This window comes from Aurantibacter crassamenti (genome assembly GCF_016811105.1).
In the GTDB taxonomy this organism is placed as follows: Bacteria; Bacteroidota; Bacteroidia; order Flavobacteriales; family Flavobacteriaceae; genus Aurantibacter_A; species Aurantibacter_A crassamenti.
In genome coordinates this window covers 2,819,714-2,844,500 of record NZ_JAFBGM010000001.1, presented here as the reverse complement: position 1 = coordinate 2,844,500, position 24,787 = coordinate 2,819,714, and the positions used below count along the sequence as shown (strand labels likewise).

General features: G+C 35.1%; 10 protein-coding genes. 2 read left to right on the top strand and 8 right to left on the bottom strand.

All coding sequences use genetic code 11. The features are described from left to right. Window positions 1-321: 321 nt before the first annotated feature. The 8 genes from JQC67_RS11650 to JQC67_RS11615 all read right to left on the bottom strand — a co-directional run bounded on the left by JQC67_RS11650 (window position 322) and on the right by JQC67_RS11615 (window position 16,236). Window positions 322-957: an SDR family oxidoreductase gene (locus JQC67_RS11650; protein WP_203252982.1), complete on the bottom strand. Its 636-nt coding sequence runs from the start codon at window positions 955-957 to the stop codon at window positions 322-324. 22 nt (window positions 958-979) lie between these two features. Then, window positions 980-2,371 (bottom strand): NAD-dependent succinate-semialdehyde dehydrogenase, encoded by a 1,392-nt coding sequence (locus JQC67_RS11645; protein ID WP_203252981.1) that lies wholly within the window; start codon window positions 2,369-2,371, stop codon window positions 980-982. 561 nt (window positions 2,372-2,932) lie between these two features. Further along, window positions 2,933-4,444 carry a mandelate racemase/muconate lactonizing enzyme family protein gene (locus JQC67_RS11640; protein WP_203252980.1) on the bottom strand — a complete coding sequence of 504 codons (1,512 nt, stop codon included), beginning with the start codon at window positions 4,442-4,444 and terminating at the stop codon, window positions 2,933-2,935. A gap of 151 nt (window positions 4,445-4,595) precedes the next feature. Continuing rightward, window positions 4,596-6,287 carry a RagB/SusD family nutrient uptake outer membrane protein gene (locus JQC67_RS11635; RefSeq protein ID WP_203252979.1) on the bottom strand — a complete coding sequence of 564 codons (1,692 nt, stop codon included), beginning with the start codon at window positions 6,285-6,287 and terminating at the stop codon, window positions 4,596-4,598. Window positions 6,288-6,290: 3 nt separating this feature from the next. Continuing rightward, the gene (locus JQC67_RS11630; protein WP_238934611.1) at window positions 6,291-9,446 is read right to left on the bottom strand and encodes a SusC/RagA family TonB-linked outer membrane protein; all 3,156 of its coding nucleotides are present in this window, start codon (window positions 9,444-9,446) and stop codon (window positions 6,291-6,293) included. Window positions 9,447-9,469: 23 nt separating this feature from the next. Beyond that, window positions 9,470-10,285, bottom strand: coding sequence for a ThuA domain-containing protein (locus JQC67_RS11625; RefSeq protein ID WP_203252978.1), 816 nt, complete (start codon window positions 10,283-10,285; stop codon window positions 9,470-9,472). A 141-nt stretch (window positions 10,286-10,426) separates the two neighbouring features. Further along, window positions 10,427-11,947, bottom strand: a complete 1,521-nt coding sequence (locus tag JQC67_RS11620; RefSeq protein WP_203252977.1) for a TolB family protein — start codon at window positions 11,945-11,947, stop codon at window positions 10,427-10,429. A gap of 344 nt (window positions 11,948-12,291) precedes the next feature. Continuing rightward, window positions 12,292-16,236 carry a hybrid sensor histidine kinase/response regulator transcription factor gene (locus tag JQC67_RS11615; protein ID WP_203252976.1) on the bottom strand — a complete coding sequence of 1,315 codons (3,945 nt, stop codon included), beginning with the start codon at window positions 16,234-16,236 and terminating at the stop codon, window positions 12,292-12,294. An 895-nt stretch (window positions 16,237-17,131) separates the two neighbouring features. Between JQC67_RS11615 and JQC67_RS11610 the strand changes: the two genes are divergently transcribed. Both JQC67_RS11610 and JQC67_RS11605 read left to right on the top strand, forming a co-directional pair. Beyond that, window positions 17,132-17,851: a hypothetical protein gene (locus tag JQC67_RS11610; RefSeq protein WP_203252975.1), complete on the top strand. Its 720-nt coding sequence runs from the start codon at window positions 17,132-17,134 to the stop codon at window positions 17,849-17,851. Window positions 17,852-17,899: 48 nt separating this feature from the next. Further along, window positions 17,900-24,787 (top strand): beta strand repeat-containing protein (locus JQC67_RS11605; RefSeq protein WP_203252974.1); only part of this gene is annotated, 6,888 nt, incomplete at its 3' end.

Genomic DNA, 24,787 nt, shown 5'->3' with positions numbered 1-24,787 from the left:
TAATAGAGACTTAACTAATATGATTTAAATTGCTGATTATCTTGACATCTCAGTCAAAACTGTTGAAGCTCAAATTACCAAAGCCTTTCGTATTTTAAAGCTTAAACTGGGAGAAAAATATAAAACCATTTTAATATTAATCTTTGGTGCTAACCAATCGCATTTTCAAAATAGTTTAAATTAATGTTCAAACCAACATTACTACAATAATTATAATCGTTCCATAAGAAATCATGTTTCTGTAGCTCAAAAAAATACCCTTCAATTTTTAAATTGAAGGGTATTAAAATATATTCTAAGAATTAAGATTGTTAGATGTAACTATTTAGCTGAAACACTATCCAAAGCCTTACCTATTAATGTGTTTCCTGATATAATCTCAACTGTTTTATTCTGTAATGCATCATCATGTAAAACTCGAGTTAACACCTGAGCTACATCATCTCTACTAATTGAACCCTGTTCAGTTAATGATTTTTCTAAGGTGATTTTACCTTCTCCTTTTTCATTAGTTAGTGAGCCAGGCCTAATAATTGTATAAGGAATGTTATTTGATTTTAAATATTCGTCCGCATTATGTTTTGCTTTTAAATATTCTTGTAGCTCTGATGCTTTTTCAGGGCTGTCTGCACCCATTGAGCTGAGCATAATGAATTTCTTTAATGAAGCTTTACGAGAGGCATCTACCATTTTTTTTGCTCCCTCTTGATCAACTTCAATTACTTTTTTTCCTCCAGAACCCGCAGTAAATACTACTTTGTCGATATCTTTCATAGTATGTGCGATATCTTCTTCAAGATTACCAAGTACTGTTTTAACTTTTTGAGCTTCAAATTGTGGTATTTGGCTCTCTTTTCGTACCATAGCTATGGGTTCAAAATATTGAGACGCTTTTAATAAATTAACTACTTTTTTTCCGGTGGTACCTGTGGCACCTACTACTAATATATTTTCCATTTTTATGATCTATTTTAAATTATTACGATTTGGTTATTGACTTTACATTCACAAACTCTCTAATACCAAAGCCACCATGTTCTCGTCCGTAACCTGATTCTTTTACGCCACCAAATGGCATATTCGGGTAGGCTAAACCGAAAGAATTGATATGTATCATTCCTGTATCAAAATGATTCTTTGCTAGGTCTATCGCCTTGTCTTCATCATTACTGAAAATTCCGCCACCTAATCCAAATTTACTATCATTGGCAATCCGCATAGCATCTTCATTATCCTTTGCTTTTATCAAAGAAGCAACAGGACCAAAAAGTTCTTCGCTATAAGCAGGTTGATCTGGTGTAATGTTTTCTAATACTGTTGCAGGATAATAAAACCCTGTTGTTTTAGGTATTTCGCCACCACACAAAATTTTTGCTCCTTTTTCAACACTTTTACGTACTTTATTATGGAGTTCTTTTCTTAAATCTTTGCGGGCAATAGGGCCTAAACCTGATTTTTCATTTGTAGGGTCACCGGTTACAACATTTTTCATGATTTCAACAAATTTTGACTTGAACTCCTCATAAACTGCGTCTACCACAATGAATCGTTTAGCAGCGACACAGGTTTCACCATTGTTATAAAGTCGGCCTTGTGCGCAAGTTTCAGCAGCCAAATCAACATCAGCATCATCTAAAACGATATAAGCGTCATTACTTCCTAATTCTAATACGGTTTTCTTTAGTACCTCAGCAGATTTTTTAGCCACATGTCTTCCTGCATCTGAACTTCCGGTCAAGGTAATTCCCCTCACCAATTCATTTTTAATAATCGTATCAGAGACATCATGATCAATAATTAGTACTTTAAATAAATCTTTTGGAAGACCACCTTCATCAAATATTTCTTTCAACTTTAAAGCAGATCCAGTTACGTTTTTGGCATGCTTTAATAAGACGCCATTACCTGCCATCAAATTAACAATAGAATAGCGTATGGCCTGATATAGTGGAAAATTCCATGGCTGTATTCCGTATATTACTCCTATTGGAGCATAGTGAATAGTACCTTTTCCTCCATCAAACAAATCTCTGTGTTCATCTTTTAGTTGTTGCAAACCTGCTGAAGCGGTATAGTTGCATATGCCAACACACAGCTCTATTTCTTGGTAGCTCTGTGCTAATAATTTACCCATCTCTTGGGTCATTAATTGAGCATATGAATCTTTATTCTTCTCTAAAGCTTTTGCGATAGATTGTAAAACTTTGGCGCGCTCTTCTAAAGTTGTTAATTTCCATTTTAAAAAAGCATTGTGACAATCTTCAACCGCTTTATGGGCTTCAGTTTTTGTCATATAATCATAATGTTTTATTGTTTTTTCTGTTGCAGGATTAATAGTATCAAATCCATTATTATTGTCCTTATCGCTCATTATTCACTTTCTTTAATGTTCTTAAAATTTGAACTTATTCAAAAGTAGTTTGATGCTTAAGTGTACGCTAGCTGTATCACTCAAAATGTTGCCGTAAATGGATACTCTTATCATACAAAATATGATAATACTCAATTGCGTGAACTGATATTAACTATACTTTTTTATGAAAACCTGTGAAAAATTCTGTACAAAAACCATTTGAATATCAAAAGAAGATACCTCGTTTATTATCCTTTATAAAGTTGTTAAAGAATACTCAAATCAATTTTTATTCGCTAGTTAACTATTAAAACGAAGTGTTTCAACTTTACTTTAATAGAGTAAACACCAAAAAGTAGAATGTATTTTTGAAAATAAAGCCATACTCTTTTCTCCACTAGAAAAGAGTATGGCTTTTTAAAAGGAGTGTAAATATTGCTTAGTTTTCTTCACATCTAAGTCAATCGACCTTGCTATTTTAGTCAACATTAATAAGCGATAGTCAGCACTAATTTTTACAATGAAGTGTCTAAAATTTATGTGCTTATGTTCAAATGCTTGAAATTAAAACACAATTTATTAACTCCATAATCGGTCATGTGAGCGCTTTTCATTCCATTTCGGAGTAGGCGCGAAATAACTTTTATCTTCATCGTGTAAATGTTTTTTAATTTCATCTTCATTCAGTTCAACACCTAATCCTGGAGCATCAGATGGTACATTCGCAAACCCTTTTGTATAAAGCTCTTGCTTACCTACCATTTTAACTAGTTTTGGCCACCATGGATTGTCAACGCACTGTACAGGCATTTCCAAAGCCAAAAAGTTTTGTGTTGCTGCAGCACAATGAACATTTGCCATAAAAGAAATTGGTGTTCCTGCAAAATGCATTTTCATTGAAACATCACGCTCTTCAGCATAATCCCCAATTTTTTTTGTTTCAAGAATACCACCTGACGTACCCATATCAGGATGTACAATATCTACAGCATGCATATCACATAGTTTTGCGAAACTTTCTTTGCCAAATATATCTTCTCCGGTAATTGTAGGACTGTTGATGGAATCCGTAATCATTTTCAATTGATCCATGCTATCCCATGGTACCATATCTTCCATTGAAGCCAACCGATAAGATTCTAATGCATTGGCCACACGAATACATTCGTTTACATCAAAATGACCAAAATGATCACCTGAAAGCGGAATATCATACCCTACAATATCTCTAATTGTACTAACATAATTTTTTAAAATATCAAGCCCTTTATCGGTTACCATTATTGATGTAAGTGCATGTCTTGTATTTTGATATGAAATGTAGTTATCAAGATTTCTATCTTTAAATCCGGGAATATACTTGGTATTTACTGTCGCCCCTGGTACATCGGCATAGACCTGAATTCCTGGATGCATTTTTAACCAAGTAAAACCCTGTTCTTCAATACGAACCTTGCAGTCTTTTTTAAATTTTTCGACGTCCATATTAGTAGGGTCATGAGCTGGCACATATGCATATAAACGTACTTTTTCTCGATACTTCCCTCCTAACAATTGCCATACCGGTACATTGTATGCTTTTCCTACTAAGTCCCAAAGTGCCATCTCTACTCCACTTACACCACCTGCTTTTCTACCGTGACCACCAAATTGTTTTATGATTTTGAAAATCATTTCTACGTTACAAGGATTAAGCCCGAGTAAGCGACTTTTTAAAAACAATCCGTACCGAGGATCGGCACCATCACGTAACTCTCCCAATCCATATATACCTTGATTGGTATCGATTCTGATAATTACATTCCGCGCATTTGTATAAGAAGTGCCATTATCTAGGGTTGTATAACGTAGATCCGTAATTCTTAGTTCTGACGGATTAGAATACAGGTTTACCTTGGAGGTACTTTGTGCAATGGTATCTTCCATCGACATACCATACATTGCCGATAAAGACATACCACCAAGTGCAACTTTTTTTACAAAATCTCTTCTTTGGTTATTTGGTGGATTACCTGTTGAGACATTTTGATTACTGCGATGGTTTTCTAAATCCTTAGTTTCTTTATTTAGTTTTTGGGTTAGATTTTTCATTTGGTTTTGGTATGTTCATTATTTAAATTGTGTAACAAGAATACTTAGCACTATTGTAATTTATTAATTACAATAGTCTATTTTATGATTAGTTATTTCTTAAATACTAAAAAAGCCGCAATACATGCGGCTTTTTATATTTATAAAAAGGTTAGTATCCAGTATTCTGTTTTAAAACATTGCCACTTAAATCAATGGCATTTATAGGAATAGGAAAGAGCACAAAAGCATCTTTAGCAGCTGCCGCCTTTTGGCCAAAGTTCGGTATAGTACGAGCTTCATTCGCTATATATTCATTGATAACTTCAATCGAATTTCCATATCTTCTAAGATCAAAAAGTCGTTTACCTTCCATGCTTAATTCCATTCTACGCTCATGTCTTACGGCTTTGATAGCAAAAGCTTGATCAGCAAAAGACACATATGGTTCAATTAAATAGTTAGCAGCATCTGTTGTACCATCTTCAGCCTTTATATAAGTCATGTTCTTAGCTCTAAGTCTAACACGATCAACATATGTTACTGCAGTCTCTAAGTCATTAGTTTGTGCTGCAGCCTCTGCTGCCATTAATAATACATCAGCAAAACGAATTATATCATAGTTTATACCAGATGATTGTTGACCCCAAGCACCTGTGGTACCTCTATTTGCATCTTCACCCTCTCTGTACACATTCTTTTTTGGTAAATATGGTCCAGAGATATCAGCAAAAGTAGCTCGAACCCATGAACTTCCTGGCATGGCACCAAAACCATTAAATTCAATACCTCTTCTACCTACAGAATAATCTAATCTTGGATCTAAAGTTCCTGCAAAAGGTGTAAAGGGATCTTCATCATTTAAACCAGCATCATTTGCTATATCAACGTCACTATATGTATCTAACAGTGGTAATCCACTAGCATCAGTTTCAAAAGCGTTTACCATATCTTGAGATGGCTGATAAAAACCACAACAGGTACCCAAAGCACCATCTGCTGGCTGTGTTATCGATCCTGATCTATTACCATTAAACGATTGCCCACTATCGGCAGTAAATTGAATTGCAAAAATTGATTCTATACTGTTTTCACCCGCAAGTGCCCAGTTATCGACATATTCAGCATTTAAATCATATGGGCCATTCAGAATAACATCATTTAATATAGTTAAGGCTGAATCCCATTTTTTCTGCTGTAATAGTGTTTTTCCCATATACGATTTAGCTGCCCATGAACTTGGTCTACCTACATCAGCCTGTGATGCCGGAAGATTATCGATAGCAAACTGGAAATCTGCTTCAATTTGTTCCCAAATTGGACCTGGATTTGGTTGATTAAATTCAGTTGCTGCATAATTCTCTTCGGATATGTAAGGAACATTACCGAATGATACTTGTAGTTCAAAATTAAAATGGCCTCTCAAGAATCTAGCTTCAGCAAGTTGATTGGTTAAATCAACATCTTCTATAGTCGAGATTAATGAAATAACGGCGTTTGCGCGGTTAATACCAGCAAAAAGAGCTTCCCACTTTCCTAAGAAGAATGAATTACTCGTATTCCAATTAAAAACTTCAAGTGCGAAAAGATCAGGCTGATCACTATCTGTACTTCCTTTATGTGCTTCATCAGCAATAACATCCATCCACCAGTTGTCCCCTACTACACCAAATTGATTTCCAGTTCTAGTATTACTTTCGCCATCCAAAGTAGAATAGGCACCAATTAGCAATAAATCCACTCCTTCGGCATTAGCTAAAGCCTCTTCACTTAAGGCTCCAACTGCGGGCAATTCTGTAAAACTATCGTTGCAAGCCAAAACACCCATGAAAAGGCATGCATAATAAATTATTTTCTTTTTCATTTTTTATAATTTTATGTTAAGTCCTAATGTCATAATTCTTGGTTGTGGAGAAATTCCATTATCCACACCCAATGTTAGGTTATCGAATGAAATTATTTCTGGATCCCATCCATCATATCCGGTTAAAGTAAATAGATTAGAACCCTGAACGTAAATTCTAAAAGAATCTATTCCATATTTGCCTAAAACATCGTTAGGAATGGTATAACCAATTTGTAAGTTTTTCAATCTCATGTACGAACCATCTTCTACAAAAAATGAGTTCGAATTTGCTTCGTTACCTTGAATTGTAGCACTTAATGCTGGTAAAGATGGATTCGTATTTGTAGGTGTCCAAGAATCTAAAACTCTAACACTTCTGTTTCCATTTACAAATGATGGAAAATCAGTAAATATTTTGTTTTGATTATAAATGTCATTCCCTTGTGATCCTTGTAAGAAAGCTGATATATCAAATCCTTTGTACCCCGTAGATAAATTAATACCGTAGGTGAAATCTGGATGAGGGCTACCAATGAAAGTTCTATCAGCATCTGTTATATCTCCGCTATTATCAATATCAGCAAAGGTAAATCTACCAGTATTATCATAACCTGTTTGATTAAGTCCATAGAATGAAGAAATTGGTCTACCAACTTCAGTTCTTGTTACAATGCCTGAGGTAGTAAAAGAATCACCCAATTGAAAATCTGAAATCAATTCTATTACTTCGTTCTTGTATTTTGAAATATTAGCTGAAATTCCATATGAGAAACCTGACTCCGTTTCATTGTCAAAACTTAAAGAGAAATCAAAACCTTTATTAACTACAGTTCCTAAGTTTACTAATGGAGCATTGGCATCAATAGCAGTACTACTAATTAAACTTAAATCTCTATTCACCAAATCTTTGGTTTCAATATTAAAATATTCGAATTCTAAATTTAAATTATTATTAAAAAGTCCTAATTCAATTCCAGCATTTGTGGCGACACTTGTTTCCCATTTTAAATTTGGGTTTCCAATATCTTGTAAAAAAGCACCTGTAGCAATTGAACTACCATTAATAGCGTAATTCGATTGAGATTCACTTAATACAGAAATATTTATGGTTGGATTATCAGCTGGTAATGTTTGGTTACCTAATTCACCATACGAACCTTTCAATTTTAAGCGAGAAATAATTCCATCTTGAGGAAAAAAGTCTTCATTACTTGCTAGCCATCCTGCACTAACCGATGGAAAAGTTTGACTTTGATTATCTCCTAAAAATCTAGAAGATTTGTCATTTCTCACAGTTGCGGTCAAAAAGTATTTACCATCATAGTTATAAGCTGCTGTTCCGAAAATAGAGTATAATGAGCTTGAAGTATCAAATGCATCATTAAAACTAGGTGTTCCACTACCATTGTTTAATAGGTAATAATCAGGTGTTTCAAATAAGTAGCCATTAACATTAACTTGTTTACCTCTACCTGTATTTTTTACTGCTTCTATCCCAACTAAGGCATTTAAACTATGTTTATCAAATGATTTAATATAATTCAAAGTGTTTGTCCAAGTCCAAGCATATCTTATTTCGTCTAACTCTGTTAACTTATTAGTTGCTTGTGGTTCTCCGTGTTCTGGATCTAAAGACTGAAAAATTCTTTGATTATAAACATTTGCAGTAGCACTAAGATTGGTTTTTATTGTCAACCCATCTAAAAGTTCTGCAGACGCATACACATCTCCGATAATATTTAGATTTTTATTGTAATCGTTACGTGATCTAAACAACTGCGCAGCAGGACTATTTACGTTTCCTGTGTTTGCAGATGTAAGTGAACCCGCAAAATCACCTTCATCATCATATACTGGAATAAGCGGATTCATTCGTTGTGCATCTACCAAAAAATTTGGTGTATTACCATTTGAATACGTGACACTTAAATGTTCTCCTATAGTAATCTTATCTGACAATCTGAATTCAGAATTTAATCTTGTAACTGCTTGTTTAAAACCAGTATGTAATTGTACACCTTCTCTGTCTAAATAGGAAGCGGAAAGATAGTATCTACCCGTATCAGATCCATTTTGAAGTGAGATTGAAGCGCTTTGTGTTGATGCAGTTCTTAGAATTGCATCTAACCAATCTGTTCCTCCTGGTTTAACCGTTGCAGTTCTTGCAGCACGAACAATAGGATCATAAGATTCTACTCTAGTATAATTTTGAAGGGTAGCAGGAACTACAGCAGAAGACCCACTTCCATATTGTACATGATTAAATGCAACACCATCGTTTGTAAAACTTTGATAAAGCATATCTCCATGTTGTTGTGCATTTAACAATTTCGGTACATTTACCGCTTGTGAAAACCCAGTATATGTATCTACTGAAATTACTGGCTTTGACATATTGTAGCTACCACTTTTAGTAGTAATAATAACTACACCATTAGAAGCTCTTGCACCATAGATTGCTGCTGCACCATCTTTTAAAACATTTATTTGGTCAATATCATTTGGACTAATACCGTTTAAAAAATCTGCGTTTTCGGTTTGAACACCATCTATTATATACAATGGATCAGTGTTATTACTTGATCCAAAACCTCTAATAGTAATCTTCGGTGCAGAACCTACATCTCCATTACTTACTACAGATACACCTGACACCCGACCTTGTAAAGCTTCTGCAGCGTTTACTATTGGTGCTTTGGTTGCTTCTGAAACATCTACTGTAGCCACTGAGCCAGTGATATCGCCTCTAGTTTGTGTTCCATACCCTGTAACAATAACTTCATCTAATGCTGCGGCATCCTCCTGAAGTGTCACATTTACTTCTGAATTACCATTTACTGCAACTTCTTGGGTTGCAAAACCAATGTAACTTATAACTAAAGTAACATCTGTGTCAACTTCAATGGTATAGTTACCATCAAAATCTGTTTGGGTACCATTAGTTGTTCCCTTTTCAACAACAGATGCACCGGGTAATGGTGAACCTGAATCATCGGTTACCGTACCAGAGATTGTTGTCTGAAATATATTTGCGTTAACTTCTATAGAAGTATAGATAGTGTTATTTGCCAAGACCCCTTGGGTCACAAAGCAAACCATCATTGATAAAAACCCTAACTTAAAGAAAGCGAACTTTCTTTTGGATTTAACCAATGTGAAATCATTTTTTTGGTTCATAATAGTTGTTTAGTTAATGTTAATTATTGAGTTTCAATTCCTTTTCCTGTTGCTGCGTAATAGATTCCACCGTACAAATGTTCGCGAAACCAATTATTTTTATATACATTATTAATATGCCCCAGTGCAGTATAAAATGAGCGACCTCCATCAAATTCATGATACCATGAAATAGGATGAACAGCCATACCCTCACCTACTCTATCTATGGTGCGATTTCCGTTTTTATCTAAATCTCTATTTTTCCAAGTGACTTTTGCATCGTATGAATTTTCATCAATTAATATGAGATTATGAAGACCACTAACCTTGTCTTCACTAAACTCATACCATTCGTCAGTAAACAAAAGTGTATCAGGAAAGTGTTCCAATCCTGGGAAATTATGATCAATTATTTTAAGTTTTGCCGTTTGTTGTAATGGGTGAATGTGAAACATTCTTCCGACTAGCTTGGTATACCATGGCCAGTCATATTCGGTATCTGAAGCCGCATGAATGCCAACATATCCGTTTCCTGATTGAATGTATTTTTCAAAAGCCAATTGTTCTTCGTTATCAAAAATATCTGCTGAAGTATTTAAGAAAATAACTGCATCATAATTTTGCAAAGACTCTTCAGTAATACTTTGTGCATCTTGTTGTCTTACTACCTCAAAATTATGCGTGGCCGCTAACTCATTTATAGCCACAATACCATGATCAATAGATGCATGATGCCAACCAGCAGTTTCTGTTATCAATAATACTTTAAATTGACTTTGAGCTATTATGCTTTGTGATATAAGCATACCAATTAGGGTAAAAACAATATTTCTAAATTGGTTTTTTTTCATTCTCATTTTTAAATTTTTAAGCAATTTTAATAGTAATACACGGGGCAAAACACTCCCCCGTGTATTTTCAAACTAACTTAACAAACTCACTTTTTTCATTTTGTTGACTGTTCTACTTTCTATTGTATTTTGTCAACTTTTTAAAAATTATTTTTTTGAATTACTTACAAATGCAATGTGCTTACTATCTGGCGACCATGAATTCACATTAATTGTTCCTTGCCCTCCATAGAGATGTGCTACTACTTTTGGTACACCACCAGAAACCGGCATTAATCGAAGCATTACTTGTTTATATGATGGGTGCGAATTCAATTCAATATCCGGAGCAAATGATATAAATGCGATCCATTTTCCATCTGGAGATATGTGTGGAAACCAATCATTATATTCGTCAAACGTAAGCTGTTCTTTATTGCTTCCATCGGGTTTCATTCTCCACAATTGCATAGTTCCACCATTTTTAGAACCGTTGTAATAAATGTATTTTCCATCAGGAGAATATTCGCAGCCATCAACATGCTCCAATTTTTTATTGTCTGTTAATTTAATTTCCTTACCACCTTTAATACTTTTCTTATAGATATTATATACATCACCGCCATTACGCTTTGCCACATAAACCACATCTTTATTATTTGCAGACCAGCCATGTAGATATGATGGTGCTTCTGTTGTTACTGCCTTTGGTTCGCCACCAGTTAATGGTAGAACAAAAACATTTGAGCCTTCACCATCATTATGACTAATGCCCAACAACTTACCATCAAATGAAATGCAATGGTCATTGTTTAATTTGTCGGCCGCACCTGTATTTAATTTTGAAATATCACCGCCAGATGTGGGAATTGTATATAATGACCCTTCCATATTAAAAAGTAGATTCTTACCGTTTGGCATCCAGTTCGGAGCTTCGAAACGACTCTCTTTTTCGTAAATTACTTTTCGTTTGCCATCAAAAACATTCATGGTCTCCATACGACAGCCAATCCACCCTTCTTCATTTGGATTATATGATGCTGCAACGGGCTGATCAATTCGAACATTCCAAACCTTGGCAGTCTCAATAGTATCTACCTCATGAGAGCCAATAACAATCCCCGTAAAAGCCTCTTCTGGCATAAAGGGTAAATCTTTAGAGCTAATTTCTTGTAAAGGTTCACCAGCATGTGCAGCTCTAACAATAAAAGTATTACCTCGTCTTTCTAATTGTATTATTTCATAAAAGCGTTTAGGTGCCCAAACATCATCTTCGGGGTTTCGCATATCAGCACCTTTTCTTTCGCGCCATTGGCCTGCCGTTAACCCATCACCATGAATAAAACCGCCTACCATTACAGAATTATCATCTTCTGAAGCACGCGTCATCCAACCTATTTTTCGATGTGCCTCATTATAACCTTCAAATTTAAAATTGGCAGTTACAATAAAATCACCTTTTATTTTATTGTATAAATAACGATGTTCATCACGTTGACCCCAGATATTATATCCAGCTCCTTTTATCGTATATGTTTGTGTGGCATCATCGTAAGTTGCTGAGCCCTCTAATTTTGGTTCACCAATATCTTTATTGTATTGAAAAACGCCTATTGCATTTTCTTGAGAGATTGATATTTGCCATACACAAAGGCAAATCAGAATTGAAATTCTTTTTACAAGTTTCATTAAGTGTTGATTAATTATGGTTGATTAATTATGGTTGATTAATTTTAGACAACACAATTCTAAAAATTATATCAGGCATGCAGGTAGAATTACTGTTTTTACAGGTAGAAAATATATCCAGCCCCTATAAAGCATGGTGTTTCTGGAATGTCTAATTTTATTTGGATTGAAAGATATTCCCAATACATTCAATGCCATTAGTTTGATGAAATACTTGAATTAAAATGAACACACCATTTATGAAGAAATCAAACGGAATTTATAACTGAATACTTTTAAAGTATAGCGTATGTATTGTGAAGTGAGTGAAAATTGAGGCTTAAAATTAGAAACTAGGGGTTTGACTATACATCAGAAATTTGTTCTGATTGTTCTTTTTTTTCTGCAAGTAAAACTGATGGACTTTTACCGTAATATTTTTTGAATAAAGTGCCAAAATATTTTGCATCAGAAAAGCCTACATTATAAGCCACTTCACTTACATTATAGTTTAATGTCAACAACATTGACATTCCCTTTTTCAAGCGAATGGTTCTTATAAACTCATTGGGAGAAATATCAATCAAACCTTTAATTTTATGATAAAACGAAGTTCTACTCATTCCCATTGCCTCACACATATCTTTGATCGAAAAATTTTCATCACTAATATTTTCTTCTACCAATTGCGTAAGATCATTCATGAAATTATCATCTAATTTGTTGCTAAACTCAATTTCATTGAGGTTATAATCATGGATAAGAAACTTATTTTTTAAGACGGACCTATTCTTTAATAAACCCTCCATTTTACTAAAAAGCAATTCATAATCATAGGGTTTGGTTATGTAATCATCAGCGCCACTCTCCAATCCTTGAATGACATTTTCTTTAGAACTTAACCCTGTTAAAAGTATAACAGGTATATGACAAGTGTCTATTTTTTTCTTTAAGTTCATACATAATTGCAAACCATTCATCTTTGGCATTATCACATCGCTTATCACTATATCTGGTTGCTCTTTTTTTACCACTTGTAAAGCTGATAAGCCATCACTAGCTGTCAACACTTGGTATTTATTACCCAATTTTTTCTTGCTAAATGCTAATAATTCTTGATCATCTTCAACTATCAATACTTTGATACTAGGCAATGTTTGCGGTTCTTCTATACCATGTAAAGTGTCTTGATTTTCCTCTCTATTTTCAATTTCTCCCATTGTTTTTTCAAATGGAAAAATAAAAGAAAACGTAGACCCTTTTTGTGATGATTCTTCTAAAACAACTTTACCCTCAATCATTTTAGCCAAATCTTGGGCTAAAACCAATCCTACTCCAGTACCCAAATTACCAGATTCTTTGGCAGCGGGTGTTCTATAAAACAGCTTAAATATTTTTTTGCTTTGAGATTTAGAAATTCCTATACCAGAATCTACAACGCTAATCTTACATTTCTGATTTGCTACTATTAATTTAATAGACACATTACCTCCTTCATTTGTATACTTAATTGCGTTTGAAAGTAAGTTGCCTACAATTTTGTCTAATATTTTTTCATCAGAAATTATTTTGAATTCATCGATTTCATGATTAAAAGTTAAGTTTATATTCTTCTTATCAGCCAATATTTTAAATGCGAAAATTTTATCATTTAAAAATCTAATAAGATCTATTGAAGTATTGATTACTGTTTTTTTACGTAAACGAAAATGTCTAAAATCTAAAAACTGTACCATTTGAAGATTTACCTTTTCGGTATTTTTCAATGCAATTTGAATACCTTGAAGCATAGCGCTATCCATTTTTACATTATTCAGCAAATCAGTTAATGGGGCTTTAATTAACATTAATGGTGTTTTTATTTCATGTGCAATATTTACCAAATAATGTAATTTTTCTTTTGCGTTTTTTGATTTTACTCTTAGTGTATTTAAATAACCAAATAATAACATAATTAATACGGCCAAAAGAAAATATAAAAGGTAGGCCCAATACGTTTGCCAAAATGGCGGATTGATAGTAATTATTAGTTGCCTTTCGTTGGCAATAAGTTCTTGTTGTTGACCTAATAATCGTAATTTAAAAATGTACTTTCCTGGATTTAAATTTGTATAACTAGCACGGGTTACTTCTTTAACATCAATCCAATCTTCATCAAAATTCTCTAATTTCCATTGAAAGCTACCTTGATCAGAATGTATAAAATCTATACTTGAAAAACCTATTGAAAAAGAACTCTGATCATTGTTTAAATTAATTTCTTCAGTTTCATTTAGTGGTGATTTTAATGGGGAATTTTCACCATTTAAAACTCGCTTGTGATTTAGGTAAAACTCACTAAAAACTAAGTTTTTTTGAGAAGTAGTAGAATAGACCTTTTCAGGATTGAACATTATCACCCCATCATTGGTGCCAAAGTACAATTGATTATTATTTAACAAGGCCACGTTATAATTAAAATCGATTGAAATTATTCCATCAGATTCTGAAAAGTGACTAATATTCATTTTGTTATCAATCTTACTAATGCCCTTTGAAGTGCTTACCCAAACATCTTCTTGATGTGCCGCTACAGAAAATATTCTGTTTGAAATTAACCCATCATCTGCGGTTATTCTTGTAACAGTATTCTTAAAAAAATTGATTAAAAAAAGTCCTTTATAGCGTGTGCCTACCCATAGTTGCTTATTCGCATCAATCGCTAAACTTGAAATCATTGCTGTTTTTAGTTTTGAAGACTCAATAATTTCAACATCTTCAAATATTCGTTTTTCCTTGTCAAATATTTTCAAACCAGATGATGTTCCGATTGCTAGTTTTTTTGCAGAAAAATCTAATAATGTTTGTACCTGTCCTGAGATTAACGAATAATTTTCAATAGTATCATCTTTTATTGAATATCTAGTAATTTGCTGCTGAATATCATCACTCAACCAAATTTGACCGTCATCACCCACATGAACCTTATTATAATCATGCTGGCTTAATTCTTCCGGAAAGTCTTTTGTACTATAATACAATCCATCTTGTCCACGCTTAAATAGCACTAGAGAATCAGTATATGATGTTGCCCAAATATTTCCTTGTTTATCTGAACTAATACTTTTAGCATTGGAGATATGCTTTTCATTATTTGTATAAATATCTAAATGTTGCCAAGTTTTATTAGCTGAGTTATATACATTTATGCCTTTATCTGTTCCAAAACCGATTATACCTGGCCCAATATTGCTTGATGAAAAAACTACATTGTTTGTTATTGAATTTTCATTATTTGGCATATGGCTTATAGATTGAAACTTTGCCATTTCAGGACTATATACATTTAAACCGCCACGCCAAGTAGAAATAAAAAATACACCTGCCTTATTTCGAAATACATGTTGTACAGATTTGGTATTTAAAAAACTATCATCACCAATTTCATCAGATATTTTCTTTGTTACTTTTTGATCTTCAATATTCCAAATAATTAAACCTTCGCCATCGATACCTAATATAATTTCATTTTGACTAAATCTCTCGATGCTTCTAAGGTATATCCCTTTTAACTTAGGAAATCCTTGAGGTTTAATAAAATCAAAATTCACTAAATTAAAAGCACAAAGCCCTAATTTATTTGACCCCAACCATAACCTATTATTAATTTCATCAAAAAAAAGTGAACTTATTACAGACCCTTTAATGCCCATATTTTTTGAATAGGTTACATCTAATAAATCATACAGAACCGTTTTACTGCTGTCTAATACCTGAATACCAACATCAGTTGCCAAGTAGTAACGCTTCAAATTATCTTGGGTAATAGCGGTATTTTTTTCCTTAATTGAATCTATTCTTCGTGTAAATTTCGTTTCAGGATGTAAAACTAATGTGCCATTTAAAGTACCAAACCACAAGTCGTTTTTATGGTCTATATAAAAGGTTTGAACGGCGACATCTACAATATCTGTTAATGTATGGAATAATTCAAATTCATCAATACCTGGATTATATTTATAGACTAATCCACTTAAAGTGGCAACCCAAATTTGATTGTTTGAACCGATATTAATATAATGAACTACATCATTTACCTTCCGATATTCAAATAAATTTGGTAACGTATATTGTTTAAAATTTATACCATCAAATCGATCAACGCCTTCTTCTGTGGCTATCCAAATAAAACCATCTTTATCTTCTATGGTTGAAAAAACAGTATTACTATTAAGCCCATCTCTGACACCATATTTTTGGAAATCTGAAAATTGAGGAAAGCAAAATACTGACCAAAAAAAAACAAATAAAATTAGACAACCCTTGGGCATGGTTTCAAGCTTTAGTTATATTTTAAACTTATTGAGCCAAAATAAGGCGCATTCAGTATGCTGAAAATTAGGTGTTATTCAAATAAATATAGTAGAAAAATAATCTTTACTGGTAGTTATATTATCAAACCTCATTCAATTTTCATGACATTTTAGAATGTTCATTTTTTTTTAATTGATTAAGAAAGTTTTATTAAAGCTACAATATATGGTGTAATATAATCTTTTTGAAATTCTATTGACACTAGAATAAACTTAAATCACCCATATTTATATTCTTGAAAGTTAAAGGGCACATCAACCTTCAGCGGTATATTCTACATTAGATTTCCCTATAATTATTAATCGTAAAATTGAAGGTCAAATTAAATAAAAAGAAGCTTTAAAATTGTAAAACACCACTACATAATTGTATAAAGCCATCAAATATCCCTACCACAGATTACTTCGAAAAGTCTTTTTTACCACTCTGTGTTTTTATTACTTAAAATTAGTTTACGAATGAAAATGCTTCGTTTCATATAAAACCAATATTCAAACTAAAAAGTTCTTATGTTTTCAGCGAAAATATCAGAATAAAAATAAGTGCAATTCTTACATCATTGCAGAATACCAAATATGTTAGCTTATGTGGGCATTCAAAATATAATTAATTAAAAATTAAGTATTTACTTCTTTTATAAAAAGCGAATTCTAAGGCTCAAGGTCTACAGTTAGACATCAAAAAAGTGCATTTTGACGACACTTTTGTAGGAATTTACAACAATTTGTTATTGGGTATTTCTTATAAATATACATTTGTTTTTAGTCATATATATAAGGTATTCTTTTAAATAGAATTACAGTTCTAATTCTATACTAATAAACCTACTTAACCATTCCAAAAATTAAAATAATGAGAAACTATAAGCCTCGTGCATCTTTTTCAAAAAATGTGGTTTTTTTAATCACAGGTATTACAATATTTCTAAGTACTACAATAACTACAGCACAGTCAGTAGGTATAAACACCCTCACCCCTGACCCATCCGCGGCTTTAGACATTGAATCTACTACTGGGGGATTACTAATACCTCGAATGACAACCGCGCAAATTGCTGCGCTGGTTAATCCAGCTGATGGTTTATTAGTTTTTAATACGGATATCGGTAATACTGAGATGTTTGTACAAGGTGCAAAATATGAACTATTCAATAGGGAAGTTACAAACTCCATTACTGTTCTTTCAGGTCTTGAACCTTCACTTTGGTTAGGTATTCCTATTGGTTCTAATATTGTTGAGTTTTTAGGTTTGACCGCTCATCGCTTTAGAATGGATCTATCAAATGCTAGAGAAATTAGGATTATGGCAAATGTTACAGGTTTGACACTTGGTGTTGGTGGAGGAACTCTCGATATAAAATTACAATATTCTACGGATGGAACAAATTGGAACTATGTTAATAGTACTTCGTTTGGCCCAGGCATTTCTTTATCAATTAACGGTCTAATCGATTCATCTTGGATTGAAATTGATGCTGGTGCACAACAAGATGTTCAATTACGTTTGGTTGGTGAAACTACGGGGATTATTGTATCTGCAGGACTGGGATTAGTAGTGGTAGAAGCAAGATAGCAATTTGGCTAACAGCGTCAACTAAATTTAACTTCCAACTACATTTCCATGAAAATCAATTACTTTTTAAGCCTCTTTCTATTTCTTAATATCTCTATAGCATTAGCTCAAAACGGGCTTAATGTTGTAGGTGGTACTGTTTCGGTATCTGGTGGTGCCACTATTAGTGTGGTAAATGGTAACTTTCAAGTTTCTAACGAAGGTCAAATAAAAAATGACGCCCTAATTAGTGTAGGTGGTGATTGGTTAAATAACAATACGGGTGCAGCATTCACTGCTGATTCTGAGGGAACTGTAAGTTTGAATTCCACAACTTCTGCAATTATTGGTGGTACAACATCCACCATTTTTTACAATCTAATTTTAGATGTAGATGAAGTTACCTTAGAAGTTAACACTATTGTTGGAGGTAATATTTCTGGCACCAATTTAGGTGTCTTAGATTTAAAAAATACAGCATTAAATCTAAATTCAAATACACTACAAATTACAAATGACCTAATTTCTGCATTAATTACAAATGAAGGCTTTATAGTTAGTGAAGATGTTTTAAATGAAAGTAAAGTTATTTGGCAAACATCAGCTACAGGTGGTTTATATACTGTACCTTTTGGAACTGCCATAGGCGAATCAATACCCTTAGCTATTGAACGTGCTTCTGGTGATTTAGGTACAATTACTGTATCAACCTATCCTGTAGGACTCAATATGTTGCCCTACCCCACTGTGCCGGAAGCCGTCCTTAATATGGTGGATTCTGATGCCAATGACATTAGTGGGAATGCCGTACAGCGTTTTTGGCAACTAGACAAATCAGGAGCGGGTGCAGCTAATATAACCATGACTTACGCAAACTCAGAAGAACCTGTTTCAGGAGAAAATGGTTTGTCTGCTTTTAGATATGATACCAGTGTAGATAACTGGGAATTAAAAGGAGCATTGACACGAGATTTTGCTAATAATACGGTTACAGTTTCCAACGTTAGTGAATTTTCTCCTTGGATATTGGCGGGAGGAACCCCAGAAGATATTGATGGCGATGGAATTGCTAATGCTGATGATCTTGATAATGACAATGATGGTATTTTAGATACTGATGAGGGTGTTTGTATACCAAATCAATCTGGTAACTGGGGTGGTACTGTTACAAATGTGACTTATGACTATGGTGATGGTCTAATAATACGCATGACCACCGCAGCAATTGAAGGTTTTGCCCTAGGTAGTTTTAATGCAGGTGGTGCTGGTTTTTGGTCTGAGGACTTAGCAGGTGATCCTTCTATTCAATGTGATTTTCAATTTGGTGAAAGTGTTACTATTAGTTTTGAAGATAGTTCTGGTAACCCGGTACAAGTCACCAATCCTATTATTCATTTCGACAGAATTGGTGGCTCAGCAAATAATGTTCAAAATTCCGCAGAAATTTCACTTCAAGATGGACTAACTTGGATGACCCTTGCTGGTACTAATGATTTTTCTACTACTTCTACAACAGCAAGAGACGCTGGTGCCGGAGTTACAGATGGTAATGCTGCAAATGGATACACAGCAGAATCTTCTATGAATGATGCTAGTGGTACTGCTGCGGGTAGTTTACAGATTCAAGCAACCATAAGTACTTTTACACTAAATTTTCCAGCTGCAACTACTACAACAGGAACTGCTGACGGAATAGAAATGATTGTTTTTGCTTGTAATCAAATTGATGATGATAATGATGGTATACCTAATTTCTTAGATCTTGATAGTGATGGTGATGATTGTCCCGATGCTATGGAGGGTTCTGGTAGTTATAGTTACGATGATATCGATAGCAATGGATCTTTAACAGCTACACCAAATAGTTCGGGAATTCCTGGAGGGACCTCACAAGGTATCGGTACTTCACAAAATAATTCGCAACAATCTGCTGAATGTACCGAATGTCACCCTAGTCACCCTTCATATACAAATAACGATTCAGATACGGTTGGAAATAATTGTGATCTAGATGATGACAACGATGGTATACTTGATATTGATGAATTAAATTGTGCTCCGTTCGGATTGGTTTGGTCCGACCACTATGTAGTAGGTGGAGATACCGGGTCGGGTGATGACCCTACTATTAATGCTGCTTCCCCTCCATTAGTATTTGATGGTGTTACAATTACAATAGATCGTACTTCAAATACCACTGGTAACTGGAAAGTCAATACTGGCTATGTTCCTTCCGGATATACTTGGTTACAAGCAGCTATTTTAGACGGAGAATCAGTTCACACTTTTGAATTCACAGAAAATGTCTACAACTTAGCCTTCACGCTACTTGATATTGATACTGGTCCTAACTTCACGGACCAAATGTATATCGAAGCCTTTTCAGATGGTGCCGCTTATCAAATGATGCCTGTAGACTATGTATTAGCGGGCACAAGTATATCTTATGATGGCAACAATACATTTACAGGAGGCGGAACTGATGAAGATTTACAAATAAACTTCTCCGTCCCTATAAATAAAATAGTTATCCATTATAGACAGGACGGTAGCAACCCCTCAGCTAATCAAGGTTCAGGTATAGCAGATTTATCTTTCTGTGTACCCGAAGATCTTGATAACGATGGAATTAGAAACTATTTAGATATTGACAGCGATAACGATGGTTGTAACGATGCCATTGAGGCGGGTCATTTAGATGCAGATAATGATGGCGAAGTAGATGGTTCTGGCTACGATGCAAATGGCCGAGTAACAGGTGCTGCCACAGCATATACTGGCACTAATGCTGGCGTTACCACAGCTGCAGAGACTAGCATCGACACTGCACCTACTAACCAAGAAGAACGCGTAGGTGATAATGCTACATTTACGGTTGTAGCATCTGCTTTAGAAGCTTCTACTTATTCCTCAGGAACCCCTATGTATGATATTAATGCTAACGGAGGCTTAAGCTATCAATGGCAAGTAAGTACAAATGCTGGTTCTACTTTTTCTGATATATCTGGGGCTACCAATTCCAGTTTAACAGTTTCAGATGTTACACTTCTCATGGATGGTAACATATATAAAGTATTGGTTTCGCATGATAACAATGCATGTCCTGAAGAAGCTCAGGCTACCCTTTCAGTAATCAATAATATTGATGCTATTAATGATTCAGAAATAATTACAGCAGTAGAAGGATTTTTCGGTGTAACAGATGTACTTAATGTTTTAGATAATGATGAAATAAACGGTGCAATTCTAAACCCCGCTAGTGTTACCATAACACCGGTAACAAATGGTCCATTAACCGTTAATGGTGATGGTTCTGTTGATGTTGCTAGTAATACTACTCCTAATATTTATACAGTTGACTATCAAATATGTGAGGCTTCTAATCCAACAAATTGTGATATTGCAACTGTAACCATAACTGTTGGTCCTAATAGTCTGCCAACTGCGCAAGATGATGAATTTACGGCTATAGAAGACAGCTCCAATAATGATTTAGATGTTTTAGCTAATAATGGAAATGGCGCTGATAATTTTGGCCTTGATGGTCCAAATTCTGGCACAATAACCTTGCCTTCTGTTACAACTGCTAATGGTGGAACTGTATCGGTAAATGATAATAGCACACCAAATGATCCTACAGATGATTCCATTATCTACACACCTGCACTAGATTTCGTAGGTGATGATACATTTGACTATACAATTACAGATGCTAATAATGATTCTTCAACTGCAACAGTGACTGTTACAGTTAGTACATTACCGCTAGTTGCCGTGGCCGATGACTTCTCAGGAAGTCCGGTAAACGGATTTACAGGTGGTGATGCTGGTGATGTAACCATCAATGATACCTTGAACGGTGTTGCGGTGGATGATAATGACATCAATATTACCATTACTGATATTGATGGATTAACAGGCGTAACCATTGCGACCGATGGAACGATTACCGTACCTGCAGGAACAACTGCTGGGTCTTATGATGTAGAATACAGCATTTGTGAAAAATTAAATACATCGAACTGTGATACCGCTATTGCAACTATCGTAGTTTCAGCTGCTCCTATTGTTGCTGTTGCCGATGATTTCTCAGGAAGTCCTGTGAACGGATTTACTGGTGGTGATGCTGGTGATGTAACCATCAATGATACCTTAAATGGTGTTGCCGTGGACGATAATGATATCAATATCACCATTACTGATATTGACGGATTAACAGGCGTAACCATTGCTACCGATGGAACGATTAGCGTACCTGCAGGAACAACTGCTGGGTCTTATGATGTGGAATACAGCATTTGTGAAAAACTAAATACATCTAACTGTGATACCGCTATTGCAACTATCGTAGTTTCAGCTGCTCCTATTGTTGCTGTGGCCGATGATTTCTCAGGAAGTCCTGTGAACGGATTTACGGGTGGTGATGCTGGTGATGTGACCATCAATGATACCTTAAATGGTGTTGCCGTGGACGATAATGATATCAATATCACCATTACTGATATTGACGGATTAACAGGCGTAACCATTGCTACCGATGGTACCATAACTGTACCTGCAGGAACAACTGCTGGTTCGTATGATGTGGAATACAGTATTTGTGAAAAATTAAATACTTCAAACTGTGATACGGCTATTGCTACAATCGTAGTTGCTGCTGCTCCTATTGTTGCTGTTGCTGATGATTTCTCAGGAAGTCCTGTGAATGGATTTACAGGTGGTGATGCTGGTGATGTAACCATCAACGATACCTTGAATGGTGTTGCCGTGGATGACAACGACATCAATATTACCATTACCGATATTGACGGATTAACCGGGGTGACTATAGCAACCGATGGAACGATTAGCGTACCTGCCGGAACAACTGCTGGGTCTTATGATGTGGAATACAGCATTTGTGAAAAACTAAATACTTCTAATTGTGATACGGCTATTGCAACTATCGTAGTTTCAGCTGCTCCTATTGTTGCTGTTGCCGATGATTTCTCAGGAAGTCCTGTCAACGGATTTACGGGTGGTGATGCTAGTGATGTGACGATTAATGATACTCTTAATGGTGCCCAAGTTGATGACAATGATATCAATATTACAATAACCGATATTGACGGATTAACAGGCGTGACTATTGCACCCGATGGTACGATTACGGTACCTGCAGGAACAACTGCTGGGTCTTATGATGTAGAGTATAGTATTTGTGAAAAATTAAATACTTCCAATTGTGATACGGCTATTGCTACGATTGTAGTTTCAGCTGCTCCTATTGTTGCCGTGGCCGATGATTTCTCAGGAAGTCCTGTCAATGGATTTACAGGTGGTGATGCAGGTGATGTGACCATCAATGATACCTTGAACGGTGTTGCCGTGGATGATAATGATATCAATATTACCATTACTGATATTGACGGATTAACAGGCGTAACCATTGATACCGATGGTACCATAACTGTACCTGCAGGAACTACTGCTGGGTCCTATGATGTGGAATACAGTATTTGTGAAAAATTAAATACATCGAACTGTGATACCGCTATTGCAACTATCGTAGTTTCAGCTGCTCCTATTGTTGCTGTTGCCGATGATTTCTCAGGAAGTCCAGTAAACGGATTTACGGGTGGTGATGCTGGTGATGTAACCATCAACGATACCTTGAACGGTGTTGCCGTGGATGATAATGATATCAATATCACGATAACTGATATCGATGGATTGACAGGTGTAACGATTGCAACCGATGGTACGATCAGCGTACCTGCCGGAACAACGGCTGGTTCGTATGACGTTGAATACAGTATTTGTGAAAAACTAAATACTTCCAATTGTGATACCGCTATTGCAACTATCGTAGTTTCAGCTGCTCCTATTGTTGCTGTTGCCGATGACTTCTCCGCCAGTCCAGTAAACGGATTTACAGGTGGTGATGCTGGTGATGTAACCATCAACGATACCTTGAACGGTGTTGCTGTGGATGACAATGATATCAATATTACAATAACCGATATCGACGGATTAACCGGTGTAACGATTGCAACCGATGGTACGATTACCGTACCTGCCGGAACAGCTGCGAACACCTACAATGTAGAATATAGCATTTGTGAAAAACTAAATACATCTAACTGTGATACCGCTATTGCTACGATTGTAGTTTCAGCTGCTCCTATTGTTGCTGTTGCTGATGATTTCTCAGGAAGTCCAGTAAACGGATTTACAGGTGGTGATGCGGGTGATGTAACGATTAACGATACCTTAAATGGTGCCCAAGTTGATGACAATGATATCAATATCACGATAACCGATATTGACGGATTAACCGGTGTAACCATTGCAACCGATGGTACGATTACCGTACCTGCAGGAACAACGGCTGGTTCGTATGACGTTGAATACAGTATTTGTGAAAAACTAAATACTTCCAATTGTGATACCGCTATTGCAACTATCGTAGTTTCAGCTGCTCCTATTGTTGCTGTTGCCGATGACTTCTCAGGAAGTCCAGTAAACGGATTTACCGGTGGTGATGCTGGTGATGTAACCATCAATGATACTTTAAATGGTGTTGCTGTTGATGACAATGATATCAATATCACGATAACGGATATTGACGGATTAACTGGTGTGACTATTGCAACCGATGGTACGATTACCTTACCTGCAGGAACTACTGCTGGTTCGTATGACGTGGTCTACAGCATTTGTGAAAAATTAAATACTTCTAATTGTGATACGGCTATTGCAACTATCGTAGTTGCTGCTGCTCCTATTGTTGCTGTTGCGGATGATTTCTCAGGAAGTCCTGTGAACGGATTTACAGGTGGCGATGCCGGAGATGTAACCATCAATGATACTTTAAATGGTGTTGCTGTTGATGACAATGATATCAATATCACGATAACGGATATTGACGGATTAACTGGTGTGACTATTGCAACCGATGGTACGATTACCTTACCT